Source organism: Kribbella pratensis, assembly GCF_004366075.1.
GTDB classification, from domain to species: domain Bacteria; phylum Actinomycetota; class Actinomycetes; order Propionibacteriales; family Kribbellaceae; genus Kribbella; species Kribbella pratensis.
Window position 1 is genome coordinate 400,311 of the sequence record NZ_SODU01000004.1, and the last position, 26,293, is coordinate 426,603.

A 26,293-nucleotide genomic window follows, 5' to 3' on the forward strand; every position below is an offset into this window, starting at 1 on the left:
TACCCTCCCCCCGCTGAGGTCTTGACCGTCAGCGCCCGGGATGCAACCCTCTGTTCACGCCCGTCTGTCGAAGCGCTTCGATCAGCCCTCCGCCGCCCGGTTTTATCGAAGCGCTTCGACACCAGCCCGTGGAGTCGACCGCCGATGAGTACTCCAGCTTCTCCCCCGTTCCGCGACCCGGCCCGGCCGATCGACGCGCGGATCGACGACCTGCTCGCCCGGCTCACCCCGGACGAGAAGCTCGCGTTCCTGCACCAGTACCAGCCGCCCGTCGCCCGGCTCGGCGTGGAGGCGTTCCGCACCGGCACCGAGGCCCTGCACGGTGTCGCCTGGCACGGTCCGGCGACCGTCTTCCCGCAGGCGATCGGCCTGGCCACGAGCTGGAGCCCCGACCTCGTGCGCGCGGTCGGCGCGGCCGTCGGCGACGAGGTCCGGGTGTTCCACCGGAAGGACCCGGCCGGCGTCGGCCTCAACGTCTGGGCACCGGTCGTCAACCCGTTGCGCGACCCGCGCTGGGGCCGCAACGAGGAGGGGTACGCCGAGGATCCCTGGCTGACCGGGGTGATCGCGACCGCGTACGGACACGGTCTGGCCGGCGACGACCCGACGTACCTGAAGACTGCTCCGACCCTGAAGCATTTCCTTGCCTACAACAACGAGACCGACCGGTGCACGACGTCGAGCAACCTGCCTCCGCGGGTCCTGCACGACTACGAGCTGCCGGCGTTCCGCGCGCCGATCGAAGCGGGTGCGGCGGTCGCGGTGATGCCGTCGTACAACCTGGTGAACGGACGGCCCGCCCACCTCAGCCCGCTCATCAACGACGTCCTCCGCACGTGGACGACCGACGAGGTGCTGGTGGTCAGCGACGCCTACGCGCCGGCCAACCTGTTCGGCCTGCAGCAGTACCTGCCCGACGGACCGACCGGGTACGCCGCCGCGCTCAAGGCGGGGGTGGACAGCTTTACCCAGGACGGCGAAGACGCCGCCCCGACCATCGAGCGGCTGACCACGGCCCTCGACCGCGGGCTGATCACGACCGCGGATCTCGACACCGCCGTACGGCGAGCGCTCGCGATCCGGTTCCGGCTGGGTGAGTTCGATCCGCCCGAGCTCGATCCGTACCGTGCGCTCGAACCTGAACTGGTCAACTGCCCGACCCACCGCCGGCTCGCCCAGGACGCGGCCCGCCAGGCGATCGTGCTGCTCAAACACGACGACCAGGTCCTGCCGCTCAGCACCTCGACGCGCGTCGCCGTGGTCGGTCCACTCGCGGGCACGCTCACGGAGGACTGGTACGCCGGGACCCTGCCCTACCAGGTGACCGCGCTGGACGGCATCAAGGAACGCCTCGGCCAGGTCGAGTACTGCGAGGGCGTCGATCGGATCACGCTCCGGATCGCGGGCTCGGCGACGTACCTCTGCGTCGGCGCCGATGCCGTGCTGCGGACCAGCACGGATGCCGGCGAGTTCGATCTGTTCGACTGGGGTGGGAACGCCTGGGCGTTGCGCTCGGCCCGGAACGGCCGGCATCTGACCGCCACCGACGACGGCGAACTGGTCGCGGACCAGCCGGGCCCGAACGGCTGGGAGGTCAAGGAGACCTTCAGGCTCGTCCAGTCCTCGAACACGCTCCTCGTCCAGCACCTGCACAGCGGTGGGTACCTCCGCGTGGGCCCGGACGGGATGGTCGGGCTGGCGGAGGAAGGAACCGCGTTCGAGCTCGACGTGGTGGTGGACGGCGCGGCGACGGCTGCTGAGCTGGCTGCCCGTGCCGACATCACGATTGTGGTCGCGGGCAACCACCCGTTGGTGAACGGCCGCGAGACCGAGGACCGGGAGACTCTGGACCTGCCGCGTGCGCAGGACCGTCTGATCCGGCAGGTGTACGCGGCGAACCCGCGAACTGTGCTGGTCCTGAGCAGCAGCTACCCGTACGCGATCGGCTGGGCGCAGCAGCACCTTCCGGCGATCCTGTGGTCCGCGCACGGCGGGCAGGAGTACGGTCGCGCGCTCGCCGACGTACTCTTCGGCGACCACGACCCCGCGGGCCGGCTGCCCCAGACCTGGTACCACTCGGCCGCGGACCTGCCCGGTCTGCTCGACTACGACATCATCGCGACCGACGCGACGTACCTGTACTACCGGGGCACACCGCTCTATCCCTTCGGCCACGGCCTCAGCTACACCACCTTCGCGTACGGCGACCTGCAGCTGAGTACCCCGTCCGTCTCGGCGGACGGAGAGGTTCGCGTCAGGTGCACCGTCACCAATACAGGTGATCGCCCGGGCACGGAGATCGCTCAGCTGTACACGAGGCAGCAGCGTTCACGGGTCAAGCAACCGTTGCGGCAGCTGCGCGGCTTCCGCCACGTGGCGCTCGAGCCGGGCGAGACCGTGGAGGTCGAGCTGACCGTGGCCGCGGCGGACCTCGGTTTCTGGGACGTGACGCGCGACCGGCGTTGTGTCGAGACAGCTCGGCACAGCATCATGATCGGCCGGTCCAGCACCGATCTGCGACTGACCGCGACCCTCGACGTGCGCGGCGAGGAGATCCCGCCCCGAACGCTCACCCACCTTGCCGCTACGAGTTTCGACGACTACTGCGCCGTCACGCTGACCACCGCATCACGTGACCGCGGCGACGCGGTGGTCTCGCTGGACCCGCAAGCCTGGTTGGCCTTCGACGACCTCATGCTCGAACCGACGACGTACCAGGCCCGCGTCGCCAACCGCGGCGACCGACTCGCCACCATCGAGCTCCGTCTGGACGATCCGTTGCACGGTGAGCTCCTGAGCACCGTGCAGGTGTCACCGACGGACGAGCTCGTCGCAATCGCAGGCGAGCTCGCCCCGGTGACCGGAGTACACACGCTCTACACGGTGTTCTCCGCGGCCGACGTCGTACTGGAGAGCTTGACCGTGTAGCGCTCGCAAGAGCCTTCGACCACGCGGGACTCGACCTCTCCGGCCCGGTACGCCAGCTCGATCACGACATCTCCGAGCGTGACCGTGGAGACCTGTCCGTCGGCCGGCTCGAACCAGCGCAGTTCCACGCCGTCTGCCCAGTCGTACTCGGGCCGGTCGTCGACGGCGCCGATCGGGATCACCGCTCCCTCCCGCACGAACAGCGGCAAGGAATCGAACCCGTGCGTCTGCTGCACCCACGCCGGTCCGGTCACCACCTCACCGGTCAGCAGCGACGTCCACCGCCCCTGCGGTAGATAGAACGAGACCTCGCCGTCGAAGCTCATCACCGGCGCGACGAGCAGGTCCGGTCCCAGCAGGTACTGGCGGTCCAGATAGGCCACCGCAGGATCGTCCGGGAACTCCAGCGCCATCGGCCGCATCATCGGCACCCCGTCACGATGCGCCTCGTCAGCGGCGGCGACCAGGTACGGCATCAACGACAGCTTCAGCTTGGTGAACTTCCGCAGTACGTCGACCGCCTCCTCGTCGAACGCCCACGGCACCCGGTACGACGACGAACCGTGCAGCCTCGAATGCGACGAGAGCAACCCGAATGCCACCCAGCGCTTGAAGATCGCGGGATCCGGCGTGCCCTCGAACCCGCCGATGTCGTGACTCCAGTAGCCGAATCCCGACGAGGCCAGCGACAACCCGCCGCGCAGCGATTCCGCCATCGCCTCGAACGTCGACTCGCAGTCGCCGCCCCAGTGCACCGGGAACTGCTGTCCGCCGGCCGTCGCGGAGCGCGCGAACAGGACCGCGTCGCCCTGTCCCCGGTTCTCCTCGAGCAGTCCGAACACGGCCGCGTTGTAGAGCTGCGCGTAGTAGTTGTGCATCCGGTCCGGGTCGGAACCGTCGTACCAGACGACGTCCGTCGGGATGCGTTCGCCGAAGTCGGTCTTGAAACAGTCGACGCCGATGTCGATCAGGGCCTGCAGCTTCGAACGGAACCACGCGGTCGCGTCCGGGTTGGTGAAGTCGACGATCGCCATCCCCGCCTGCCACATGTCCCACTGCCAGACCGAGCCGTCCGGGCGCTTCAGCAGGTACCCGAGCCGGCGGCCCTCCTCGAACAGCACCGAGCGCTGCGCGATGTACGGGTTGATCCACAGGCTGACCCGCAGACCGCGCTCCTTCAGGCGGCGAACCATCCCGGCCGGATCCGGGAACGCGATCGGGTCCCAGACGAAGTCGCACCAGTGGAACTGCCGCATCCAGAAACAGTCGAAATGGAAGACGCTCAGCGGCAGGTCACGTGCTGCCATCCCGTCGACGAACGCGCTCGTGGTCTCCTCGGTGTAGTCCGTGGTGAACGAGGTCGACAGCCACAACCCCATCGACCAGGCGGGGACGCGGGCGGGCCGTCCGGTGAGGCCGGTGTAACGGCGCAACACGTCCTTCGGCGTCGGGCCGGCAAAGACGTAGTACGCGAGCTCCTCGCCTTCGACGCTGAACTGGTTGCGCGACGTCACCTCCGAGCCGACCTCGAACGACACGCGGGCGGGGTTGTCGACAAGTACGCCGTACCCCTTGCTGCTCAGGTAGAAGGGGACGTTCTTGTACGCCTGCTCGCTCGACGTACCGCCGTCGGCGTTCCAGCTGTCGACCACCTGACCGTTCTTGACGAACGCGCCGAACCGCTCACCGAGCCCGTAGATCGTCTCGCCGACGCCGAGCGCCAGCTGCTCGTGCACGTAATGCCTGCCGTCGGCATCGGTGATCAGGCCGACGCTGCGCTCCCCCGAATTCGTCAGCGGCTTCCCGTCCTGCTCGAAGCGCACGTCCCACGGCCCGTCGAGCGCGATCACCACGCTCAGCTCACCGGAGGTCAGCCGCGCCTCGGCGGCACCGACCTCGACCTTCACCGGATGCTCGTAGTCGGTGTTCAGCTGGTACGACGGGTGTGCGGGCAACCCGCCGAGATGGTGCGCGATCCGGACCCCGATCACGCCGCGCGCCGGCGAGGAGAACGTCACCGTGAACATCGGCTGGTTGAGAGTGTCACCGCGCCGCTCGATCCGCTTGGCCGGCGCGAACACGGTCAGATCCCGCTCCCCCGCCTGCACACTCTCGACCTCAGCCGGCCGTAGCCGGTTGAGCCCCGCCCGAAGCTGCCAGTACCCATCGGTGAACTTCATAGCAAGCCTCTCTCGGCGGGTTGTCGAAGCGCTTCGACAACGGTAGGTACGGCCACTTCACGGCGTCAAGTTGTCACCTCTCAGCGGACTCTCAGGGGTCTGCGGTGAGACTGTGCGGATGCGAGTGCTGATGGTCGAGGACGAACTGCGGCTGGCCGACACGGTGCACCGTGGGCTGACCGACGCCGGTTTCGTGGTGGAACTGGTCCACGACGGCGAGAACGCGGTGTGGGCCGCGACCGAGCACAAGTACGACGTGATCGTGCTGGACATCATGCTGCCGAAGCTGAACGGGTACCGCGTGCTCGAAGTGCTCCGGGCGCGCGGGATCTGGACGCCGGTGCTGATGCTGACCGCGAAGGACGGCGAGTACGACCAGACCGACGCGTTCGATCTCGGCGCGGACGACTACCTGACCAAGCCGTTCAGCTTCTTGGTCCTGGTCGCCCGGCTGCGGGCCTTGATCCGGCGCGGCGGGCCGGAGCGCCCGGTGGTGCTGGCGGCCGGAGACCTGACACTCGACGTGGCCCGGCGGCGGGTGGAGCGCGACGGACGGGAGATCACCCTCACGCCCCGCGAGTACGGGCTCCTGGAGTTCCTGATGCGGCACCGCGGGGACACCGTCAGCAAGGCCGAGATCCTCGCCGGGGTGTGGGATCCGGCCTTCGACGGCGACCCGAACGTCGTCGAGGTCTACGTCCGCTACCTGCGGAAGAAGATCGACACCCCGTTCGCCCGGCACGCGATCGAGACCATCCGCGGTATGGGCTACCGGCTGAATCCCGAGGGCGGATGAGCCTGCCAGACTGAGTGCGTGAGTACGGTGGTGCGACGTCGCGTCGACGGGTGGTACCGGACCGCCGGCGGTCTGCGGCAGGCAAGTGTGCGGAGCCGCTCGACCGCGGCCGCGGTGATCGTGGTCGCCGTCGCGATGATGCTCGGCGCGGCCGCGCTGCTGCTGCTCCTGCAGCGCGCCCTGATCACCGAGGTCTCCGACGCCGCGGAAGGTCGCGTCGGTGACGTAGCCCGGCAAGTCAGCGCGAAAGGTACGTCGGGACTCACGAACGACCTCGCCGAGACCACACGCGCCGGCCAACTGATCCAGGTGCTCGACCCGTCCGGCCGGGTCGTCGCCGCCTCGTCGACCCGGGTCGACACCACGCCGCTCACCGATCTCCGCCCACCTGCCGATGCGCTGCTCCGCTCGCAGGTCGGCGAGATGCCGCTCATCGACGACGACCATTCCTTCCTGATCGTCGCGCAGGGAGCGGCGTACGGCGGCCGCACGTACACCGTGGTGGTCGCGTCGTCCGTGGAGACCCAGCGGCAGACGGTCGCGACCGTGGCGAAGTACCTGGCGATCGGCTTCCCCGCGTTGCTGATCGTTGTCGGGGTCGCCGGGTGGCTGATGGTCGGGCAGGCACTGCACCCGGTGGAAAGGATCCGCGGCCGGGTCCAGCGCATCGGAACCCGGGACCTGACCGAGCGGGTCCCGGTGCCGCAGACCCGGGACGAGATCGCCCGCCTCGCGGTGACGATGAACGAGATGCTCGACCGGCTGGAGACCGGGCAGGCGACGCAGCGGGCGTTCGTGGCGGACGCCAGCCATGAGTTGCGGTCGCCGTTGGCCACGCTCACCGCGGCGCTGGAAGTCATCGAGGCGGACACCACCGGGCAGGCGTGGCACGAGCTGCGTCAGGTGATGGCGACCGAGACCGACCGGATGCGGCAGCTGGTCGAGGATCTCCTGCTGCTCGCGAAGGCCGACGACACCGGTATCCGGATGCGGCAGGTCGACGTGGATCTCGACGACCTGGTCGCCGCCGAGATCCAGCGGCTGCGGAGTTCGGCGCCTGAGCTGACCGTGACCGGCGACGTCCATCCGGTCCGGATCGTCGGCGATCCGGCGCGGTTGAGCCAGGTACTGCGGAACCTCGTCGACAACGCCGCCCGCGCCGCCCACACCACGGTGCACCTGACCGCGGCCGAGCAGAACGGCTCCGCGATCATCACGGTGTCGGACGACGGCGACGGCATCCCCGAGCAGGACCGGCAGCGCGTCTTCGAACGCTTCGTCCGCCTCGACACCAGCCGCTCGCGCGCCAGCGGCGGCTCCGGACTAGGCCTGTCCATCGCCCGCGAGATCACCCACGCCCACAACGGCACCATCGCCCTGACCTCCTCGGCGAGCGGCGGCACAACGGCCACCGTCACCCTCCCGAACTGACCACAGACCGGAAACCCCGGCGACCCGGCGCAGCCGTGGGTCAGGATGGAATGCATGGACGTGTCGATTGTGCTCGGGTTCCTGGTAGCGGTCTTCCTGGTCAGCGTCGTACCAGGACCGGACATGCTGTTCATCGTCGCGAACGCGGCGGTGGGCGGACGACGTGCCGGGGTCGTCGCGGCGGCCGGGATGTCGACAGGCCTGGCAGTGCACAGCGTTGCGGCAGCACTCGGGCTGGGCGCCTTGATCCAGGCGGCTCCGCAGGTCCTGAACGGCGTACGGATCGCGGGAGCGGCGTTCCTGCTCTATCTGGCCTATCTGACCTGGCGCGCGAGCCGGCAGGAGGTCGGGGCGCCTGAGGACGCGCCGGAGCTCCCCCGGCGGACGCTGCGGCGGACGTACCTGATGGCCACCCTCACCAATCTGGCGAACCCGAAGGTCATCCTGTTCTACCTGGCGTTCGTTCCGCAGTTCATCACGACCGGGAGCGGCAGCTGGCCGGCGACGGTGCAGTTCCTGGTGCTCGGGGCGGTGTTCATCCTGGTCGGCTTCCCCGTCGACGCGAGCGCTGCGCTGCTGGCCGGGACGCTCACCGAGAGGTTCTTCCGCACCGGGAGCAGGATCCGGCAGCGGCTCGAGCGCGTCACGGCGGCGATCTTCGCGGGACTCGCCGCTCGACTCGCCATCGACATCCACTAGGTCCTGAGGGGTGGTGCGCGTCGCTCGGTGGGACCAAGCTGGGGTGGAGGAGGTGAGTGTGGTGAAAGCTGCAGCAGGGGACCAGGTCGTGGTGGAGAGTACCCACCTGTCGGCACACCGGCGCGAAGGGCAGATCGTGGAGGTGCACGATCCGAACGGCGCACCGCCGTACCTCGTGCACTGGAATGACACCGACACCGAGTCACTGTTCTTCCCGGGCCCGGACGCCCACATCGTCCCCACCAGCAACCAGAACTCGTAGAACATCAGGTCGTTCGGCGTCACGTTTTGCGGATCGTCGCGGCGGCGGCCTGGAGGTTGGCGAGTGTTGTACGCACCGCGCGCCGGGCCGTGCGCTCCGGCCGATGCAGCGCGTCGATGTGCCGTCGCGCATGCACGCCCCGCATCGGGAGGAGCACGATGCCGGGATGCGAGCGGGCCGTCCATCGCGGGATCAGCGCCAGCCCCGCGCCGGCGGCCACCAGCTCGGCGACCACGGTGAACTCGTTCACGCGGTGCACCAGTTCGAGCCGACGGTTGGCCGCCGCCCCGATCGCCTCGATCGTCGCCATCAACGGAAACCCGTCGTGCACCGTGATCCAGGGCTCGCCCGCCACATCCCGCGGCGACAGCGCAGGCTTCGACGCCAACCGATGATCAACAGGTACGGCGACATCCAACGGCTCGTGCAGCAACGGCGTGACCGCAACGGTCCGCGGCCAGGCGGCGGCATGATCCAGCCGATGCGCCAGAACCACGTCGTACTCCCGGGTCAACGGCGGGAACTCGTCCTGCGGCACGTCTTCGTCGTGCAAGCTGACCCGCGGCCCGTCCTCCGCCTGCAACAACGACGGAAAGAACGCCGCGGCCGCACTGTGGAACGCGGCGACCGACACGACCGCGTCCGGCTGCTCGGCGAACTCGTCCACTACCTGACGGGCCCTTGCCAGCGCCGACTCCACGTCCGCGGCCGCCCCGGCCAACGCGCGTCCGGCTGCGGTGAGCACAACCCTCCGACCGTCGCGTTCGGTCAGCGGCACCGGGATCGATCGCTGCAGCAACCGCAACTGCTGTGAGATCGCCGACGGCGTCACGAGCAGCGCCTCGGCGGCCGCGGTGACGCTGCCCAGCTCGCCGACCTCCCGGAGCACTCGCAGCTGCCGTTCGTCCATCCAGATACTTTAGCTGTCCTACACCGTTGCTGAAGACATTGGTACTTGGCTTCAACGACGCGAGCCCTCACCGTTGAACCCGTGCCCGGATCCCGCCGTACCGATCTCGTCCTGCTTCTGGTCGCCGTCGTCTGGGGTTCGAGCTATCTCGCCGCCAAGACCGCGACCAGCAGCGCACCGGTGCTGACTGTTCTCTTCCTCCGCTACGCCATCTCCGCACTTGCCCTGGTCCCGTTGGTTCGCGGCATCACCCGCAAGGAGCTGAAAGCCGGGCTGGTCCTCGGCCTCACGCAGGCGTCGGTCCTGGTGCTGGAGACGTACGGCGTGACGCACACCACCGCCGCGAACGCCGGACTGATCATCAGCCTCACGCTGGTCCTCACACCGCTGCTCGACGGTCGCGGCCTGCCGCCGCGGTTCTATCTCGCGGCCGGGAGCTGCATGGTTGCCGTCGGACTGTTGATGTCCGCCGACGGCCTCCACTCCCCCGGCACCGGTGACCTGCTCATGCTCGCTGCCGCAGTCGTCCGCGCGGGTCACGTCACACTCGTCGGTCGCCTGTCCGTCGGTGTGCGCCCGTTGCAGTTGACGACGGTCCAGACCCTCGTCGGTACGGCGTTGTTCGTGGCGCCCGCCGTACCGCACCTGCCGACGCACGCCGGTATCGGCACCTGGCTGCAGATGGTCTATCTCGCCTTGTTCTGCAGCGTTTTCGCCTTCCTTGCCCAGACCTGGGCGGTGCAGCGCACGTCCGCCAGCCGAGCCAGCCTGCTACTCGGCACCGAGCCGATCTGGGCCGTTGCCATCGGCATCAGCCTCGGCAGTGAGCGCCTCACCGTCCCGGCCGTCGTCGGCGCGGTCCTCATGCTGGCCGGCACCACCTGGGGCCAATCCATCGAACGCACTCATCGACTCAGGAACGGGTCCACTTCTGATCGGCGGAACCGTTGCAGGCAGCAACGACAACGGCCGAGCCGTTCCCCGTCCCGTTCGCTGTCAGACAGCCCGCCGTCGAGGTGACGGTCTGGTCCGCGTTGAGCTGCCAGACCTGATCGGCGGCGCCGGTGCAGGTCTCGATGGTCACGGCCGAGGTCCCCGCGGTCATGCACTTGTCGGCGTAGACCGTCAGCTGGTTGTCAGCGGTGAGGTTCCACGACTGGTTCCCGCCGTTGTTGCAGTCCCACAGGTCGAGCGCCGTACCTGGGCTGGTCGAGAAGCCCGGTACGTCGACGCAGCGGTTGCTGGCCACGCCACGCAGGGGCTCACCAGGCGGGGCGGGCGGTTCACTGTTCGTCGGCTCGTCCCGCAGGAGGCCCCAGCCCCACCACAGCTGGTCGCGTCCGCTGATGCTGTTGACCTGGAGATCGGCCGGCCCGACCTGCGTCGTCATCGAGTACGAGTCGCCGGTGCGCAGACCCGGCCAGTAGACGATGCCCATCTGGTTCTCACGGGCGACCTGGGTGAGCGCGGCCAGGTACGACGTGTAGACGTTCCCCTCGTGGTTGCCGTAGTTCAGGCCGATCGTCATCGGTGAGCCGGCCTCGTCGATGATCGTCCGCCAGCCGTACGAACCGATCCGCGGCCGCAGGTTCGCCAGCCAGGCGGCCTCGGTCGTGTCGGAGGCCCAGAACCCGTAGAAGTGCAGGGACAGCAACGTCCCGTTCAGCTCCGGCGCCGCACCGACGCCGGTCACGTTGTCGTTGTAGCCCGTCCCGGAGATCACGATCCGTCCGCGCGGGACGTCGCTGTGCCGCGCGATCCACGACGAGGTCAGCGACACCCACTCGTTCAGCGAGTACCCGAACGGCTCGTTCATCGGCTCGAAGTACACGTGCGGATTCCGCTGGTACGCCTTCACCACCGTGTCCCACATCGCCGCGTACGCCGCCGGATCGTCGACTCGCCCGTCCTTGGCGTTGTCGGCCTCCCAGTAGCTGAGGATGACCTTGAAACCACTGGCCGCCGCCGCGTCGATCGCCGCGCGGTAGGAGCGCCACCAGTCGGTGCCCACACTCGACGGGTTGATCGGGAGCCGGATCGTGTTCGCCCTCAGTTCCTTGCGGAACTCCCCCACGATCCCGAGCGCCTTGGTGTACGTCGTCGCGTAGTCGTCCGCCGTACTCAGTCCGGACGGGACGACCGCGTCGTCGGCGTAGTTGTCGCGCGGGTCTGCCCAGTTGACGCCGCGGAAGTCGTTCGTGCGCGGCGGACCCGCGGCCGCCCCGCCGGGCGCCGCGGCGGACAGCGCGAAGAAGCACAACAGGACGGCGAGGAGACTGCGGACGGTTGATCTCACCCCGCGATGTTTACGTGAACAGAGCCGCAGGTCAAGAGCTCAGCACGAGTTCCAGCCGTAGCCACTTCGCGAGATCGCGGATCTCGCGGTGGACAGCGGCGGTGAGGGTCTTGGAGAACGGCTCGTCCTCGTGGATCGCGTTGACGCGGAAGACGCCGGCCTTCCGGTCCGACATCGCGTCGAGCTTCCCGACCAGGCGGTCGTTGTGCAGGATCGGCAACGCGAAGTACCCCCATTTGCGCTTCGCGACCGGTTTGTACATCTCCAGCTGGTAGTCGAAGTCGAAGATCTCCAGCAACCGCTTCCGGTCGTACACCAAGCGGTCCAGGGGCGACAGGATCGCCGTACGCCCGGTGAACGGCCGGTCGAGCAGCTCCGGATCGATCCGCCACTCGCCGCGGACGCCGTCCACGACGACCCGCTCCCCCGCCTCGCCGGCGTCGAGCGGCTCGCCCGGGCACGCCGGTCCCTTCGCCCGCAGCAGGCCCATCGAACGCAGCCGCTGCTCGTCCCGGATCCGGGCCGCCTTCGCGATCGGCACCGCCGGATCGTCCGGGTAGACCCGAGACGCCAGATCCCACAGGCGGTCCCGGCCGTCGCGGCCGGCGATCGCCACCTCGCCGCGCTGCATCATGAACTCGAGCATCTGCGACACGTTCCGGTTGTTGGTCCAGCCGCTCGACCTCCACGGCCGCACACAGGTGTCCGGCAGCTCGCGCATCACCAGCGGACCGTCCTGCCGTAACCGCTCGAGGATGTCGACGCGGCAGCCCTCGTTCGCCCGCACCCAGTCCCGCCGGTACTCCTGCCAGTCGAGCGGCTCCCCGTCGCTCGGCCACGCCGCCATCTCGGCCCGGAACAGCGCCAGCGTCTCCGGCAGGCGCACGAACCCGCGCAGCTCCAGCAGCTCGAGCGAGGCCAGCGCGTCGGCCAGCTCCGCCGGGTCGTACGACGAACCGAGCCGGCTCCAGGCCACCAGATCGGCGTTCGGCGCGACGTACGCCGTCTGGTCGAGCTGCAGCACGTTCAGACCGCGGACAACCTCGAACAGATCAGCCGGCCGCTCGTTGGTCAGCAGCTGCGCGCGCACGGCCAGTCGCCGGGCATCTCGCTTCGAGAGCTGATGAATGGTCACGATCTGAGGCTAGGCCATGGCGCGGACAGTATCCTGGGATGAATCTGTGGTTGTACCCGAGTGGGTGGGGACCTGGTACTCGGAGTTCAGGGGGTCATGGTGGCAGTACGTGGTCGGGCGCTCATGGCCTGTGCTGTGGTGCTGGCGTCCTTCGTCGTGGCCGGCTGCTCGGTCGTCAAAGGGTCTGGCCTGCCGCCCACACAGCCGCCGACGCCGACGATCGTCGCGCCGCGCACGCAGGCGTCTCACAAGCCGGCGACCGACTGCGCCCACTCGACCGTGCCGCTCCCGACGGCGTCGGAGATCGACGGCGTCCAACTAACACTCAGCACCGATCCCAGCGGCACGTCGTTGCTCGTGAAGAACACCGGCGGCCTGTTGGTCGTCGTGATCCCCGACGCGAACTTCAGCAGCCACCTGGTGGCCGCTCCGTTCGCCAACCCGCAGGACCAGGCGTCGCGGGCCGCGCTGATCGCCGTCAACAACAGCGGCGGGAAGCTGCCCGGCATCCCGCCGTACGTCCCCCGGACTCAAGTGATCAAGGTGCCGCCGCAATGGTCGGTCTGCGCGCTCACCGGCGACGTCAAGCAGACCGCGAGCGTCCGCTACCTCCAGGTCAAGGCGCCCAGCGCGCAGTACTTCATCACGAAGGCTCTGGCCGACCAACTGATCGTCCGGAACGGCACCAGCTCGAACGAGACCCGGCCGGCACTCATCCGCTGCGCGAAGACCACTCTGAGCGTGCTCAAGAAGTTCCCGAAGCTGTCGGACATCCAGGTGTACGTCGAGATCCTGAGCCCCCGCTACCCGTGCCGGGCCGGCTACCAGGCCCTGCTGCGGGACGACGTACACGCGACCGAGCAACTCGAGGCCGCTGTCATCGAACGGCTCGGCCGCGCTCCCCGCCTGCTCGCCAACAGCCAGCTCTCCACCCTCACCGCCCGCCCCTGACCTGCCCTAGATCGCCCAGGGTCAGGTCCGGGTCCGCTCAGGGAGAACTCCACTGCCGCAGACCCGGTCGCGACGGCAGACTGAAGTCCTACCGTTCGACTCTCGGAGGACATCAGCCATGATCGGCTTCATCATCGCCGGACTCATCATCGGAGCGCTGGCCCGGCTCTTCACGCCCGGCAGGCAGAAGCTCGGCCTGCTCGCCACGCTGCTGCTCGGACTGGCCGGCTCGGTCATCGGCGGGACCATCGCGAGTTTCCTCGGCACCGGCGGGATCTTCGAGCTGAACGTGCTCGGGTTCATCGTCGCCGTGATCTCGTCGGTGATGCTCGTCGGCACCGCCGAGTCGCTGGCCGCCCGCAAGAAGAACTGACCAGCGATCCCCTGACTCGTCGCGAAGCGCCGGCCTTCAGCTGTCCTCGCTGACCCCCAGCGCCGGCCGCGGCTCGCGGCCCGGCGGCTGTGGCGGCCGGGGCAGCAACGGCCGGCGCTTCTCCAGTGTCCGGACCACCGGCTGCTTCGCGGTGACCGTGAGCTCCTCGCCGGCGTGCCGGATCCTCATCGACGCGTCCGGCCCGTCGTGCACCGAGTACTTAACCGCCACCGGATCGATCTCCACCTTCAGCCGGACGCCGCGCCACCGGATCGTGAAACTCAGCCCGGCCAGGCCGATCGGCAGCGCCGGATCGAAGGACAGGCCGCCGTTGTGCTCGCGCAACCCGCCGAAACCGGCCACCAGCGCGCTCCACGCGCCGCCGAGCGACGCCATGTGCAGCCCGTCTCCGGTGTTGTGGTGCAGGTTCCGCATGTCGATCAGCGCGGCCTCGTACGCGTAGTCGTAGGCCAGATCCAGATGCCCGACCTCGGCCGCCATCACGGCCTGCACGCACGCCGACAACGACGAGTCGCGGACCGTCAGCCGCTCGTAGTAGTCGAAGTTGCGCGCCTTCTCCTCGGCGGTGAACGCGTCGCCGCACCAGTACGTCGCCAGCATCAGGTCGGCCTGTTTCACCACCTGGGTGCGGTACAGCTGGAAGTACGGCGCATGCAGCATCAGTGGATACCGGCCCTTGTAGGCATCGAAGTCCCACACCGCATACCCGGTGAAACCTTCGGACTGCGGGTGTACGCCGAGATCCGCGTCGTACGGCACGTACACGGCAGCCGCCGCGTCCCGCCAGCGGGCCTCTTCCTCGCTGTCGACACCGAACTCCCGCGCCTTGACCGGAAACTTCGCCGCGGCCTCGGCCGCGGACCGCAGGTTGCGCGCTGCCATCAGGTTGGTGAAAACGTTGTCGTCGGCAACAGCGCTGTACTCGTCCGGACCTGTCACACCGGGCAGATGCCAACGGCCTTCGCGGTCGTGGTGGCCCAGCGACATCCACAACCGGGCGGTCTCGACCAGCAGCTCCAACCCGACCTCGTCGAGGAAGTCGTCGTCGCCGGTGGCCCGGTAGTAGCGCATGACGGCTTCGGCGATGTCGGCGTTGATGTGGAACGCCGCCGTACCCGCGGGCCAGTAGCCGGAGCACTCCTGGCCGCGGATCGTCCGCCACGGGAACGCGGCGCCCTGGAAGCCCAGCTCCTCGGCCCGTTGCTTGGCCATCCGCAGCGTCGAATGTCGCCAGCGCAGCGCGTCTGCGGCCGCGTCCGGCATCGTGTAGGTCAGCACCGGCAGCACGAAGCCCTCGGTGTCCCAGAACGTATGCCCGTCGTACCCGGCTCCGGTCAGCCCCTTCGAGGGGATCGCGCGCCGCTCGGCGCGCGCACCGGCCTGCAGGACGTGGAAGAGCGCGAACCGCACCGCCTGCTGCAACTCCGGGTGTCCTTGCACCTCCACGTCGGCGCCGTCCCAGAAGTCGTCCAGGAATTCGGCCTGCTGCTTGGTCAACCCGTCCCAGCCGGAGAACCGGGCGCTCGCGAGCGCGGCCGCGACCTGGTCCCGGATCGCGGTCTCCGACCGCAGGCTTGACCAGCCGTAGGCCAGATACTTCACCACGCGCAGGCTCTCGCCCGGCTGCAGCTGGCAGATCACCGTGGTCCGCGCCCAGTCCTCGCGGACGTCCTGGTCCATCGCGTAGCGGGCCGACGTCTCCACCTCGTGCGACATCGCCGCGGCCATCAACTGCTGGCTCCGCGTCGTCCGGTGGATGAGGACGGTCCCGTGCTCGCCGCCGTCGTGGCTGACCGGCTTCAACGGGTTGTCCAGTACGGCGGCCACGCGCGGATCGTCGGACAGCTTCGGCTGCGCCTCGTTCGCGACCAGCTCGGACTGGATCACGAAGCGGGCGGGTTGGTCGACGGGCTCCACGACGTACTCGATCGCGGCCACCGCGCGCTGGGTGAGCGACACCATGCGGCGGCTGCGGACCTTGACCCGCTTGCCGCCGGGTGACGTCCAGTCCACGTCGCGTTCGAGGATTCCGGTCCGGAAGTCCAGCGAGCGCTCGTGTTTCGACAGATAGCCGTAGCGCACGTCGAACGGCGAGTCGTCGACGAGCAGCCGGATCAGCTTGCCGTTGGTGACGTCGACCAAGGTCTGCCCGGACTCCGGGTAGCCGTAGCCGGCCTCGGCGTACGGGAGCGGACGCTGCTCGTAGAACGAGTTCAGGTAGGTGCCGGGAATCGCGTACGGCTCGCCCTCGTCGAGGTTGCCGCGCAGTCCGATGTGGCCGTTCGACAGTGCGAACAGGGACTCCGCCTGGGCCAGCTTGTCCATGGCGAGCCGTGTCTCCCGCAGCCGCCACGGCTCGATCGGGTGGTGGCCTCGGTCGATCATTTGTTCTCCACATCTGCTGGCAACAGTTCAGCCAGGTCGCGGACCACCACGTCGGCGCCGTGCGACTTCAGGTCGGCCGCCTGGCCGACGCGGTCTACTCCGATGACATGCCCGAAATGGCCTGAACGGCCGGCGGACACGCCGGCGAGTGCGTCTTCGTAGACGGCCGCCGCCGACGGCTCGAGGCCGAAGCCCTTGGCCGCGGCGAGGAACGTGTCCGGCGCCGGCTTTCCTTTCAGGCCCTCGGTCCGGATCGTCACGCCGTCGACGATCTGCTCGACGTACTGCGCGAGACCGGTGACTTCGAGTACCTCGCGGGTGTTGGCGCTCGAGGACACCACGGCCCGGCGGAGCCCGGCTTTCTCCGCGGCCTGCAGGTACCGCCGGGAGCCCTCGAACACGTGCACGCCCTCGGTCCGGATCCGTCGCTGCACGGCCTGATTCTTCCGGTTGCCGAGGCCGTTCACGGTCATCGCGGACGGTGGATCGTCGGCGGTCCCCTCCGGCAGCGTGATGCCGCGCGCGGTGAGGAAGTCCCGGACGCCGTTGGCCCGCGGCTTGCCGTCGACGTACGCGTCGTACTCCGCGCGCGCGTCGAACGGCTGGAAGGCGATCCCGTGCTGCGCCGCATAGTCGCGAAGGAACTCGTCGAACATCTCTTTCCACGCAGCGGCGTGAACGGCAGCGGTATCGGTGAGCACACCGTCCAGGTCGAACAAACAGGCCTGGATCCCCGTAGGTAGTCCCAGCATGCTTCCCACAGTAGCGGCCGCTAGGGCGTCAACCGGTCAGGTAGGCCGAAGGCGGGGAAGCGGGAGTAGCCGAAGGTCATGATCTCGGCGATCTTGCCGTCGTGCACGCGCAGTACGTCCAGCTTGAACGCCCGCCACACGGTGTCCCCCGGGCGCAGCAGGTACGACGCTGCCGCGGGCAACCGGTTCGCCGAGGTCGGCACCAGCCGCCACTCGCCGTCGCGGTTCGGCCCGAGTCCACGTTCGAACAGCGGAAGGCATGCGGTGAGGCCGTCGAAGGACAACCGGTCGGGCGGCATCGAGATCCGCAGGTCCTCGGCCGCGATCGCTATCGCCGCAGCCGCGTCACACCGCTGGTGCGCGTCGATGAACCGCGCCAGCACCTCTCGCTCCTCAGCTGTCGGCTGCGGCGCACTCCAGTCGCTCCGACGTACCGGCAAGCGCTGCTGCATCGTCACCCGGGCACGCTGGAGTGCACTGTTCGCCGCGGCAACGCTGGTGTCCAACAGCCCGGCAGTCTCCGCGGCCGACCAGCCGAGTACGTCGCGGGCGATCAGAGTGGCCCGCTGTCGAGGAGGCAACGCCTGAAGCGCGATCAGGAACGTCAGCTCGATCGTCTCCCGGTCCACGGCGACCATGTCGGGCCGATCGTCGGACGGGGCGATCTCGTCGAGCAACCGGTCCGGGTAGGGCTGCAGCCACACCAGGTCTCGCGCGGTCGGCCGCCGTACGACGTCCAGGCAGATGTTGGTCGCGATCTTGTAGAGCCAAGCCCGGAAGTACGTGCGCCCGTCGTACGAGTCGCGGGCGCGCCAAGCGCGCAAGAGCGTGTCCTGCACCGCGTCCTCGGCCTCGTCGTACGACCCGAGCATCCGGTAGCAGTGCACATGAAGCTCCCGCCGGTACCGCCCGGCCAGGGCGGCGAACGCGGACTCATCACCCGCGAACGCCGCCTCCTCCAGAGTTGTCACGGCTGGTGTCCTACCTCCTGGACGGTCCAGCCGTTGCCGTCCGGGTCCTCGAAGGACAGGAAGGTCTCGTAGTCAGCGCGATTCGGCGAGAGCCCGGGCTGCTTCCCCGAGGCGCCGAAGTGGAACGGTTCGCTCACGTCGACGCCCCGCTCGACCAGCTCGGCCCGCGCCGCCTCGATGTCGGTCACCACCAGGTGCGTGCCCTGGTAGCTGCCCGGTGTCGCCGAGGTCACCCCGACGCCGATGGTGATCGAGCACGCCGACCCGGGCGGGGTGAGCTGCACGACCCGGAACGAGTCGCCCACCCGATGGTCGACGTCCTCGGCGAACCCGAGCTGGTCGGTGTAGAACTTCTTCGCCCGGTCCACGTCCGACACCGGCACGATCACGAGCTCGAGTTTCCAGTCCATTGCGGCCTCCCGCGGTCACGGTCGGTCCAGTCTGACCGACATCGATGACCGTGTAACGCCGCCCGGACCGAAAACTCATCGGTCCGCCGATGACTATTTTCCGGCGGCCTCGAAGATCCCGGCGAACCAGTCGAGCTGCGCGAGCTGCTGGTACGTCTGCCCGCCCTCGTGGTTGTTGTAGTGGTAGACCTCGATCTGCTTGTCCGCACTGCCCCAGTGGTTGTACGCCGCAAAGACCGTCGACGGCGGGCAGGTGGCGTCCATCAGCGCGACCGAGAACAGCGCCGGCACCGTGGCCAGCCGGCCGAGGTTGACGCCGTCGAAGTAGCTGAGGGTGTTCAGCGCCGCGTCGACGTCGTGCCGGAATCCCTTCAGGTACCGCGTGATCTCGCCGTACGGGTCCTTGTCGGTGATCTGCAGCGCCCGCTGGAAGTGGCACAGGAACGGTACGTCGGGAGCACAGCCGAGCAGCTCGATCCCCGCGATCGGCGCGAGGCCGGCCGCGGCGATCGAAATGCCGCCGCCCTGGCTACCGCCGCTGACGATCACTTTGCCCGGGTCCACGAACGGCGACGTCCGCGCCGCCTCGATGGCCCGCACCGCGTCGATGTACACGCGGCGGTAGTAGTACGTCTCGGGGTCGGTGATCCCCGCCGTCATGAACCCGGGCGTGTGGTTCAGACCGGCGTACGGCGTGTCGTCCGGCGTACCGTCGGGGCCGCCGGAGCTGTAGCCCTGGCCGCGGGTGTCCATCACGAAGTGGGCGTAGCCGGCCTGCGCCCACAGCGTGGTCGCGTGCGGGAAGCCGCGGCCACCGGAGTACCCGTGGTACTGCACCACGGTCGGCAGCGGGCCGTCGGTGCCGGCCGGAACGTGCAGCCAGCCCTTCACGGGCGAGCCGCCGAAGCCGGCGTACGTGACGTCGTAGGTGTCGATCACCGCGAGCTTGTTGTCGATCGGGGTGAACGTGGCGGACAGGTCGTCGGTGCGCGCCTTCTCGATGGACCGGCGCCAGAAGTCGACCAGGTCGGCGGGAGCGGCCACCTCGGGCCGGTACTCGCGGAGCTCGTCGAGGGAAAGGTCGAACATGGCCATAAGCGCCAAACCTACGCCCACCAAGCATCCGGCGGAAAGCGATGTCCAAAACCGGCCGCGGGTGATTTAGGGTGAAACGATGTCTGCTTCGAGCTCCGGTCCCAACATCGTCTTCGTCATGTCCGACGACCATGCCGCTCATGCGATCTCGGCGTACGGGAGCAAGATCAACAGCACGCCGCACCTGGACCGGCTGGCGCAGGACGGGGTGCGGATGGACGCGACGTACTGCACGAACTCGATCTGTTCGCCGTCGCGGGCGTCGATCCTGACCGGGACGTACAGCCACGTGAACGGGGTCGCGTCGATCTTCACCGAGATCGACTACCGCGTGCCGACGTTCGCCGAGGTGCTGAAGGAGGCCGGCTACCAGACCGCGCTGTTCGGCAAGTGGCACCTGGGTGAGCGACCGGAGTCCGCGCCACGGCACTTCGACGCGTGGCGCGTGTTCCCCGGGCAAGGTGAGTACGTCGACCCGCTGATGCTCGGACCGGACGGTGCCTCGTCGGTCCCTGGATACGCGACAGACATCGTGACTGACCAGAGCATCGACTGGATCCGGCAGCGGGACCCGGACCGGCCGTTCCTGCTGCTGGTGCACCACAAGGCACCGCACCGGCCTTGGGTACCGGACGAGAAGCACAAGCACCTCTACCCGGTCGGTTCGATCCCGGAGCCGAGCACACTGTTCGACGACCACAGCACGCGGAGTCAGGCGGTCCGTGGCGTCCGCATGTCCGTTGCGGACGACCTGGGAGCGGACGAGCTCGGTGAGGAGCTGCCGGACGAGCTACGCGGCCCGGAGAACCGGGAGGCGCGGATGCGGTGGAAGTACCAGCGCTACCTGCGCGACTACCTGCAGTGCGTCCAGAGCATCGACGACAACGTCGGGCGGCTCCTCGACGTACTGGACGAGGAGGGGGTCAGCGACAACACCGTTGTCGTCTACACGTCCGACCAGGGGTTCTTCCTCGGCGATCACGGGTGGTTCGACAAGCGGCTCATGTTCGACGAGTCGCTGCAGATGCCGATGATGATCCGCTGGCCGTCGGTGATCCCGGCCGGCAGCACCTGTGACGCGATGGTCACCAACGTCGACTTCGCGGCGACGTTCCTCGACATGGCCGGCGCGCCGGCGCTGCCCACTTCGCAGGGCCGGAGCTTCCTGCCGGTACTGCGTGGTGAAGAGGTCCCGGACTGGCCGGAAGCCGTGTACTACCGGTACTGGGAGCACGATGACCCGATCCACCACGCTCCCGCGCACTACGGCGTACGGACGAAGGAGTTCAAGCTCATCCACTACTACGGCGCCGGTCTCGGCGTACCGGGGTCGTCGGAGCGACTCTTCGAGTCCGAGTGGGAGCTGTACGACCTGCGCAAAGACCCGCAGGAGCTGGTCAACGTCGCCGACGACCCGGCGTACGCCGACACACGCGCTGCCCTGACCGCCCAGCTAGCCGAGCTACAAGCCCACTACGAGGACCTCCCCTACGAAGGCCCGTCAACACCCGCGCCAACCTGGTCATGGGCAGACGAGAAGTCCCTCCGCCAGGTAGCCGAGTACACCAAGCGCCTGTCCCAGGAGGCGTAGCTTAGGACCGTGGAGGGGGTCCGGATGAGTGAAGCGACTGTGTTGTCGGTGAATGTCGGACTGCCGAAGAACGTCGAGTGGAACGGGAAGACCGTCTACACCGGCGTGTGGAAGCAGCCGGTCGACGGGCCGGTGACGGTCCGGCGGCTGAACCTGGCCGGCGACGGCCAGGGCGACACGGCCGGCCACGGTGGTGAGCAGCGCGCGGTGCTCGTGTACCAGCTCGATTCCTACCGCTACTGGGAGAAGTACTTCGGTCGAGACGACTTCGGCTACGGGCAGTTCGGCGAGAACCTGACGGTCGATGGACTGCCCGACGACGAGGTCTGCATCGGGGACCGGTACCGGATCGGCAGCGTCGAACTGGAGGTCACTCAGCCGCGCGTCACCTGTTACCGGGTAGGCCTGCGGATGGGTGAGCCGGAGCTGCCCGCGCTCCTCGTCAGCCATCATCGGCCGGGCTTCTACTGCCGGGTGATCACGGAAGGCGAGATCTCGGCCGGTGATTCGATCGTCAGGACGGCGACCGGCCCTGGTGCGTTGAGCGTGTCGGACACCGACGCGCTGCTCTATCTGCCCGACCGGGACCAGGAGAAGCTGCGGCTCGCCGTACAGATCCCCGCGATGAGTCCCGGCTGGCAGGGGTCGTTCCGCGACCTGCTGGAGGAGGCTGACGCGCCCAAGCCAGCCTGGAACGGCTTTCGGCCGCTGCGGGTGACAGATGTCGTCGCCGAGACCAGCGACGTGTTCTCGGTGCACCTCGCGGCAGCTGACGGTGGTGAGCTGCCTGCGACTCGGGCCGGTCAGTACCTCACGTTTCGGTTGCCAGGTGGGGTGCGCAGCTACTCGCTCTCCACCTCCCGCGGCTATCGCGTCAGCGTCAAGCGCGAACCTCATGGTCTTGGGAGTGAATACCTCACGCAGCTGACACCCAGCAGTCTGCTGGAAGTCGCAGCACCACGTGGTGAGTTCGTCCTCGATGACCGGACCGAGCCGGTGCTGCTCATCTCAGCGGGCATCGGCGTGACGCCTGTGCTCGCGATGCTCCACAGCCTTGCCGGTAGTTCCCGTGAGGTCTGGTGGATCCACGCGGCCCGCGGGCCGGGCGAGCACGCGTTCGCGGCCGAGGCACATGAGTTGCTCGCCCGGCTTCCTAGCGCCCACGAGCACGTGTATTACAGCTCGGTCGACGGCCGGCTGACCAAGGACAAGCTGGCCGGACTGGCGCTGCCGACCGACGCGACGGCGTACGTCTGCGGGCCGGAATCGTTCATGGCGGACATGCGGGAGGCGCTGAACGCGCTGGGGGTGACGCGTATCCGGACGGAGCTGTTCGGAGCGTTGGCGTCGCTGAACCCAGGTGTGGTCGGGCAGACGAGCAGACCGCCGCACCAACCAGATGTACTCGGCACAGGATCACTGGTCACGTTCGCCCGCAGCGGTATCTCTACACCCATGCAAGACGGCAGTCTGCTCGAGCTGGCCGAGGCCTGCGACGTACCGGCCCGGTGGAGCTGCCGCACCGGCGTCTGCCACAACTGCATCACCCCACTGCTCTCAGGCGACCTGACCTACTCCCCCACCCCGCTAGAACCTCCCCCGGCGGGACAGGCCCTGATCTGCTGCTCCCGCCCGACAACCGACCTCATCCTGGACATGTGATCCGCCGGGCTACGGCAGGTTGAGGCCGAAGCCGGGGGTTTCGGGGAGTACGACGTGGCCGTCCTCCAGGACGTAGTAGCCCGGGCCGGGGACGCCTTCGATGATGGGGGTGTTGCCGAGGCCGGCTGCGAGGTGGGCGGCGTACAAGGTTTTGAGGGGCTGGCCCCAGGCGTGAGGTGAGGCTTCGGCCTTCAGGAGCAGCATGGTGCGGCGCCAGGCCGTGAGGCCGTGGCTGGTGACGTCCATCAGGGCCACGTCGACGAGACCTTCGCGAGCGAGCTCGAGGACGTGCTCCACGTTCGGGTCGTACTCGCCGTCGGCGACCTTCGGGCGGGAAGGCATGGTCTGCAGGTGATCATGGAGGGCCTCCAGGTCCGGGCGGCGTTCGGCGAACGGTTCCTCGATCCAGTACAGATCGCAGTCCGCGACGCCGTCCAGGTACTCGAACAGGCCGTTGAGCGTGAAGCCGTCGTTGCCGTCGACAAGGATCCCGGCGTCCGGGTACAGCTCGCGCGCCAGCCGGGTCACCTCGATGTCGCGCTGCAGTCCGGCGCGGGTGTCCATCCACCGATGACCGCGGCCGATCTTCAGTTTGAAGTCGCGGAACCCGAACGCGTGGTCCTGTGCGAGATTCGCCCGGATCGCCTCGAGACCGCCGTCGAGGTCGTCGAAGTAGATGCCGCCGCTGTAGCAGCGCACCCGCGGCGACCCGGCTGCGCCGAGCATCGCGTACACCGGCACGTCGAGGATCCGCGCCGCCAGATCGTGCAACGGATAGTCGAGGAACTCCGCCGCCGGGTCGATCACGCCCTGCTCCGGATCGATCAGCTCGGCCAACGACCGCCCCAGCAGCTGCCCGGGATCCGCGTCGTACAACGGCAGCCCCCAACCCGTCGCGCCGCGGTCGGTCTCCACGACGTACGCCGTGGTGCTGCCGCCGTTCCCGTGGCTCCCGAGGAACGCGTTACGGCCGATCGTCCGCAGGTACTCGTAGCGGATCTCGGTGGTCGTGACGGAGCTGATGACGTGCCTGGCGAGGGTCATCGGTCAACGATAGACAGCAATCAGCTTCCGGAACGCGGCCGGGTTGCTGAGTACGTCGGTGTTGTCCGCGAACTGGTCGATCGACCCGATCAGCCCGTGCCGCGAGACCGCGTCGTCGGTCACCGTCGCCAGACACGCGTCCGCGAACCGCCCAGCATGGAGCACCTGCGCGGGCCGGTCGAAGTACGGCCGCGGCGCCGGGTCGAGCTCGTCGGTGATCCCGAGCGCGTTGTGGCGACGGGCGACCAGCTCGTACGCCGTGACGAGCGCCTGCTCGCGATCGACGTACGACTCGGCTGCCACCGCGTCGGCCAGCGCCACGTCGAGCCCGTCCGGGTGACCGAGGCGAGCGAACGCCGTACCGAGCCACTTGCTGTACGGCGCATAGGTCCGTGCCTGCAGCATCGCCAGCCGCATGAGGTCCCGCACCAGCCGACCGGCCACGACACGTGACCCGAGCTCGTCACCCACCTCGTGCGTGCGCTGGACGAATGCCTCCTCCTGTGCGATTCGCGACCATTGGCACGCGAGCGTCCACCGCCAGATCTGGTCCGGGTACCACGCGAGTGCGTCACGCACCCGTGCCAGCCGGCCGTCGTCGGCGTACACCCGTCCCGCCACCACTCCGAGGAGCTGCTGCTGCGGCGTGACCAGCCAGTCGTCGACCCCGATCCCCTGCGACGCGTCGAACCCGAGCTGCTCGCGCAACCAGTCCCCCACGGTTGTGACCGTCACGTGGTGCCGCGGCTCGTAGCTGTCCCAGCCGAAGCGGACCGGGTATCCGGCGTACTCGTCCGGCAGCCCGTCGTCGACAGCCCTACGCACCCTCTCGACCTGGCCCGCGTCTACGAGTAGGACGAGCCGCGGCCCCCACCCGTGGTCCGTCGAGCGCACGGTGTCGTACCCCAGCACGTCCGAGCCCCACCCGAGCAGCCCGGCCGCGTAGTCCACGTCTCCCACCAGAGGCGCGACCACCTCGGCGTGGAACCCTTCCGCGACCTCAGCCGCCTGCCGGAACTCAGCCATTGCGCCGAAGGACGGCCCACAGGCCCCAGCCAGCGTGGGACGTGACCGCAGACCAAGACTCACCGGACACACTCTCCAACGCGGCGAGCACCGTCGGGATCGGCACGTGATGCGGCGCGTCCTCCCCTAGCGCGTTGGACCACACCAGTACGCCGTCCGGCGCCAAGGTGCGCACGACTTCGTCAGCAAAGAGAGGTACGTCGGCCAGCACCACAGCCCGCGCCGACGCAGTTGCGACAGGCAGCCGCGACGCATCACCCACGATCCGCCACGGCTCCGTCGAGCGGCTGAGCATTGCCCACGTCAGATCCAGGCTGATCACTTCGGACCAGACGCCGTGGAGGAGACCGGACAGCAGACCGGTCCCGCAGCCGACTTCCAGGCAGAGGCCCTGCGGCCACGGACCACCACGCTCCAACGCGTCAGCGAGTGGCACAGGCCGGTAGCCACCGCGCTCGTCGTCCCAGACCGGCGCCAGCTCGGTGTAGCGCCGTACCGTCTCCTCAGCCTGCTCGGCGGACCACGTGGACGGATGCAGTGCCAGGTCGAGGGACATCCGCCGGCTGGCGGCCGCCTCCTTACGGGCCGGCTTGCCGGGGTCCGCCGGAATCAGCCGCACCAGCTCTGTGATCTGTCCCATTCGCGAGCCTTTCGCCTCGGTGTGCCCGTCTACAGTTGCCCGGTGAAACATGTGGTGTGGGACTGGAACGGGACGCTGCTCAATGACAATCACGCCGTACTGGCTGCCGTCAACGAGGTTTGTGCGGGGTTCGGGCGCGCGGAGCTGAGCTGGGGCGAGTGGCAGGCGGCGTACGCGCGGCCGATGCGGCTCTCGTACGAGCAGATCCTGCAGCGCGCGCTCGACGAGGAGGAGTGGGCGCAGGTCGACAAGCTCTACCACGACCGGTACGACGCTCTCCTGCACACCTGTGAGCTCGCCGCGGGCGCCCACGACGTACTGCGAGCCTGGACCGCCGGCGGGCGGACTCAGTCGTTGCTGTCCATGTGGTTCCACTCGCGCCTCACACCGACGGTCGAGCACTACGGCCTCACGCAGTACTTCACCCGGGTCGACGGTCTGCCGGGAGAGATAGGTGGCGGCTCGAAGGCTGACTGCCTGATCCGCCACCTGGAGGCACAGCAGCTCGACCCGTCCGATGTAGTGCTGATCGGTGACGTCGTCGACGACGCCAACGCCGCCCAGGCAGCCGGCGCCCGCTGCGTCCTCGTCACGACCGGCGCGATGACCCTGGAGGCCCTGCAGGCCACAGGTGCACCGGTCACCGCCTCGATCACGGAGGCGCTGCGGCTGCTGGACACGTGAGTCCCTGGGGTAACGACCCGTGGTTCTCCCTGGTGTGATGCACCTGCCTGC

General features: G+C 68.6%; 23 protein-coding genes. 11 read left to right on the top strand and 12 right to left on the bottom strand.

The window, feature by feature from the left end:
- The first annotated feature begins 144 nt into the window (after positions 1-144).
- Positions 145-2,928 (top strand): glycoside hydrolase family 3 protein, encoded by a 2,784-nt coding sequence (locus EV137_RS34345; RefSeq protein ID WP_134132248.1) that lies wholly within the window; start codon positions 145-147, stop codon positions 2,926-2,928.
- On the opposite strand, the gene yicI is transcribed toward EV137_RS34345, so the two are convergent.
- The gene (yicI, locus tag EV137_RS34350) at positions 2,877-5,108 is read right to left on the bottom strand and encodes an alpha-xylosidase (RefSeq protein ID WP_134132250.1); all 2,232 of its coding nucleotides are present in this window, start codon (positions 5,106-5,108) and stop codon (positions 2,877-2,879) included. The two genes, EV137_RS34345 and yicI, sit on opposite strands and share 52 nt — an antisense overlap.
- Positions 5,109-5,226: 118 nt before the next feature.
- Between yicI and EV137_RS34355 the strand changes: the two genes are divergently transcribed.
- From EV137_RS34355 to EV137_RS34370, 4 genes are all read left to right on the top strand, one after another.
- Positions 5,227-5,904 (top strand): response regulator transcription factor, encoded by a 678-nt coding sequence (locus EV137_RS34355; RefSeq protein WP_134005789.1) that lies wholly within the window; start codon positions 5,227-5,229, stop codon positions 5,902-5,904.
- An 18-nt stretch (positions 5,905-5,922) separates the two neighbouring features.
- A complete protein-coding gene (locus EV137_RS34360) occupies positions 5,923-7,335 on the top strand; it encodes a sensor histidine kinase (RefSeq protein ID WP_134132251.1) in 1,413 nt (470 codons plus the stop codon).
- A gap of 54 nt (positions 7,336-7,389) precedes the next feature.
- Complete coding sequence (locus tag EV137_RS34365) at positions 7,390-8,034, top strand: LysE family translocator (RefSeq protein ID WP_134132253.1); 645 nt, start codon at positions 7,390-7,392, stop codon at positions 8,032-8,034.
- Between the two features lie 61 nt (positions 8,035-8,095).
- Complete coding sequence (locus EV137_RS34370; protein ID WP_134005795.1) at positions 8,096-8,296, top strand: DUF1918 domain-containing protein; 201 nt, start codon at positions 8,096-8,098, stop codon at positions 8,294-8,296.
- 19 nt (positions 8,297-8,315) lie between these two features.
- Here EV137_RS34370 and EV137_RS34375 read toward each other — a convergent pair whose 3' ends face one another.
- Positions 8,316-9,206: a LysR family transcriptional regulator gene (locus EV137_RS34375; protein ID WP_134005797.1), complete on the bottom strand. Its 891-nt coding sequence runs from the start codon at positions 9,204-9,206 to the stop codon at positions 8,316-8,318.
- 81 nt (positions 9,207-9,287) lie between these two features.
- Between EV137_RS34375 and EV137_RS34380 the strand changes: the two genes are divergently transcribed.
- Positions 9,288-10,226: a DMT family transporter gene (locus EV137_RS34380; protein ID WP_134132254.1), complete on the top strand. Its 939-nt coding sequence runs from the start codon at positions 9,288-9,290 to the stop codon at positions 10,224-10,226.
- On the opposite strand, the gene EV137_RS34385 is transcribed toward EV137_RS34380, so the two are convergent.
- A complete protein-coding gene (locus EV137_RS34385; protein ID WP_134132256.1) occupies positions 10,120-11,502 on the bottom strand; it encodes a ricin-type beta-trefoil lectin domain protein in 1,383 nt (460 codons plus the stop codon). The two genes, EV137_RS34380 and EV137_RS34385, sit on opposite strands and share 107 nt — an antisense overlap.
- Positions 11,503-11,533: 31 nt before the next feature.
- Entirely contained in the window at positions 11,534-12,637 is a 1,104-nt protein-coding gene (locus tag EV137_RS34390) for a DNA glycosylase AlkZ-like family protein (protein WP_134005803.1), read from the bottom strand.
- A gap of 96 nt (positions 12,638-12,733) precedes the next feature.
- Between EV137_RS34390 and EV137_RS34395 the strand changes: the two genes are divergently transcribed.
- Positions 12,734-13,588 carry a hypothetical protein gene (locus tag EV137_RS34395; RefSeq protein ID WP_166680094.1) on the top strand — a complete coding sequence of 285 codons (855 nt, stop codon included), beginning with the start codon at positions 12,734-12,736 and terminating at the stop codon, positions 13,586-13,588.
- A 118-nt stretch (positions 13,589-13,706) separates the two neighbouring features.
- A complete protein-coding gene (locus EV137_RS34400) occupies positions 13,707-13,961 on the top strand; it encodes a GlsB/YeaQ/YmgE family stress response membrane protein (RefSeq protein ID WP_131339587.1) in 255 nt (84 codons plus the stop codon).
- Positions 13,962-13,997: 36 nt separating this feature from the next.
- On the opposite strand, the gene EV137_RS34405 is transcribed toward EV137_RS34400, so the two are convergent.
- The 5 genes from EV137_RS34405 to EV137_RS34425 all read right to left on the bottom strand — a co-directional run bounded on the left by EV137_RS34405 (position 13,998) and on the right by EV137_RS34425 (position 19,595).
- On the bottom strand, positions 13,998-16,367 hold the full coding sequence (locus tag EV137_RS34405) for a glycoside hydrolase family 65 protein (RefSeq protein WP_134132259.1): 2,370 nt from the start codon (positions 16,365-16,367) through the stop codon (positions 13,998-14,000).
- Positions 16,364-17,119, bottom strand: coding sequence for a beta-phosphoglucomutase family hydrolase (locus tag EV137_RS34410; RefSeq protein ID WP_134005809.1), 756 nt, complete (start codon positions 17,117-17,119; stop codon positions 16,364-16,366). Before EV137_RS34410 ends, EV137_RS34405 begins: the two co-directional genes overlap by 4 nt.
- A 20-nt stretch (positions 17,120-17,139) precedes the next feature.
- Positions 17,140-18,090: a sigma-70 family RNA polymerase sigma factor gene (locus EV137_RS34415; RefSeq protein WP_134132260.1), complete on the bottom strand. Its 951-nt coding sequence runs from the start codon at positions 18,088-18,090 to the stop codon at positions 17,140-17,142.
- Positions 18,087-18,500, bottom strand: coding sequence for a glyoxalase superfamily protein (locus EV137_RS34420; RefSeq protein ID WP_134005813.1), 414 nt, complete (start codon positions 18,498-18,500; stop codon positions 18,087-18,089). The genes EV137_RS34415 and EV137_RS34420 overlap by 4 nt, the downstream gene beginning before the upstream one ends.
- A 93-nt stretch (positions 18,501-18,593) precedes the next feature.
- Positions 18,594-19,595, bottom strand: a complete 1,002-nt coding sequence (locus EV137_RS34425; protein WP_134132262.1) for an acetylxylan esterase — start codon at positions 19,593-19,595, stop codon at positions 18,594-18,596.
- A 79-nt stretch (positions 19,596-19,674) separates the two neighbouring features.
- Between EV137_RS34425 and EV137_RS34430 the strand changes: the two genes are divergently transcribed.
- The gene (locus EV137_RS34430) at positions 19,675-21,186 is read left to right on the top strand and encodes a sulfatase family protein (RefSeq protein WP_134132263.1); all 1,512 of its coding nucleotides are present in this window, start codon (positions 19,675-19,677) and stop codon (positions 21,184-21,186) included.
- 24 nt (positions 21,187-21,210) lie between these two features.
- Positions 21,211-22,848, top strand: a complete 1,638-nt coding sequence (locus EV137_RS34435) for an MOSC and FAD-binding oxidoreductase domain-containing protein (RefSeq protein WP_134132264.1) — start codon at positions 21,211-21,213, stop codon at positions 22,846-22,848.
- Positions 22,849-22,857: 9 nt separating this feature from the next.
- Here the strand turns inward: EV137_RS34435 and EV137_RS34440 are convergent, their stop codons facing one another.
- From EV137_RS34440 to EV137_RS34450, 3 genes are read right to left on the bottom strand one after another with little or no spacing between them, the layout of a single operon-like run.
- Positions 22,858-23,892: an enolase C-terminal domain-like protein gene (locus tag EV137_RS34440; RefSeq protein WP_134132265.1), complete on the bottom strand. Its 1,035-nt coding sequence runs from the start codon at positions 23,890-23,892 to the stop codon at positions 22,858-22,860.
- A gap of 3 nt (positions 23,893-23,895) precedes the next feature.
- Positions 23,896-24,918 (bottom strand): DUF4037 domain-containing protein, encoded by a 1,023-nt coding sequence (locus EV137_RS34445; protein ID WP_134132267.1) that lies wholly within the window; start codon positions 24,916-24,918, stop codon positions 23,896-23,898.
- A complete protein-coding gene (locus tag EV137_RS34450; RefSeq protein ID WP_238175756.1) occupies positions 24,911-25,558 on the bottom strand; it encodes a methyltransferase domain-containing protein in 648 nt (215 codons plus the stop codon). Before EV137_RS34450 ends, EV137_RS34445 begins: the two co-directional genes overlap by 8 nt.
- A 42-nt stretch (positions 25,559-25,600) precedes the next feature.
- Here EV137_RS34450 and EV137_RS34455 point away from each other — a divergent pair, with 42 nt between their 5' ends.
- Positions 25,601-26,242 (top strand): HAD family hydrolase, encoded by a 642-nt coding sequence (locus EV137_RS34455; protein WP_238175757.1) that lies wholly within the window; start codon positions 25,601-25,603, stop codon positions 26,240-26,242.
- Positions 26,243-26,293: the final 51 nt, after the last annotated feature.

Excerpts from the sequence above, each read along its gene's own strand:
- EV137_RS34420 (WP_134005813.1), bottom strand. The coding sequence starts at position 18,500 with ATGGACTGGAAACTCGAGCTCGTGATCGTGCCGGTGTCGGACGTGGAC.
- EV137_RS34375 (WP_134005797.1), bottom strand. The coding sequence starts at position 9,206 with ATGGACGAACGGCAGCTGCGAGTGCTCCGGGAGGTCGGCGAGCTGGGC.
- EV137_RS34405 (WP_134132259.1), bottom strand. The coding sequence starts at position 16,367 with ATGATCGACCGAGGCCACCACCCGATCGAGCCGTGGCGGCTGCGGGAG.
- EV137_RS34445 (WP_134132267.1), bottom strand. The coding sequence starts at position 24,918 with ATGGCTGAGTTCCGGCAGGCGGCTGAGGTCGCGGAAGGGTTCCACGCC.
- EV137_RS34425 (WP_134132262.1), bottom strand. The coding sequence starts at position 19,595 with ATGGCCATGTTCGACCTTTCCCTCGACGAGCTCCGCGAGTACCGGCCC.
- EV137_RS34450 (WP_238175756.1), bottom strand. The coding sequence starts at position 25,558 with ATGGGACAGATCACAGAGCTGGTGCGGCTGATTCCGGCGGACCCCGGC.
- EV137_RS34400 (WP_131339587.1), top strand. The coding sequence starts at position 13,707 with ATGATCGGCTTCATCATCGCCGGACTCATCATCGGAGCGCTGGCCCGG.
- EV137_RS34345 (WP_134132248.1), top strand. The coding sequence starts at position 145 with ATGAGTACTCCAGCTTCTCCCCCGTTCCGCGACCCGGCCCGGCCGATC.
- EV137_RS34435 (WP_134132264.1), top strand. The coding sequence starts at position 21,211 with ATGAGTGAAGCGACTGTGTTGTCGGTGAATGTCGGACTGCCGAAGAAC.
- EV137_RS34365 (WP_134132253.1), top strand. The coding sequence starts at position 7,390 with ATGGACGTGTCGATTGTGCTCGGGTTCCTGGTAGCGGTCTTCCTGGTC.
- EV137_RS34395 (WP_166680094.1), top strand. The coding sequence starts at position 12,734 with ATGGTGGCAGTACGTGGTCGGGCGCTCATGGCCTGTGCTGTGGTGCTG.
- EV137_RS34410 (WP_134005809.1), bottom strand. The coding sequence starts at position 17,119 with ATGCTGGGACTACCTACGGGGATCCAGGCCTGTTTGTTCGACCTGGAC.
- EV137_RS34440 (WP_134132265.1), bottom strand. The coding sequence starts at position 23,892 with ATGACCCTCGCCAGGCACGTCATCAGCTCCGTCACGACCACCGAGATC.
- yicI (WP_134132250.1), bottom strand. The coding sequence starts at position 5,108 with ATGAAGTTCACCGATGGGTACTGGCAGCTTCGGGCGGGGCTCAACCGG.
- EV137_RS34430 (WP_134132263.1), top strand. The coding sequence starts at position 19,675 with ATGTCTGCTTCGAGCTCCGGTCCCAACATCGTCTTCGTCATGTCCGAC.
- EV137_RS34355 (WP_134005789.1), top strand. The coding sequence starts at position 5,227 with ATGCGAGTGCTGATGGTCGAGGACGAACTGCGGCTGGCCGACACGGTG.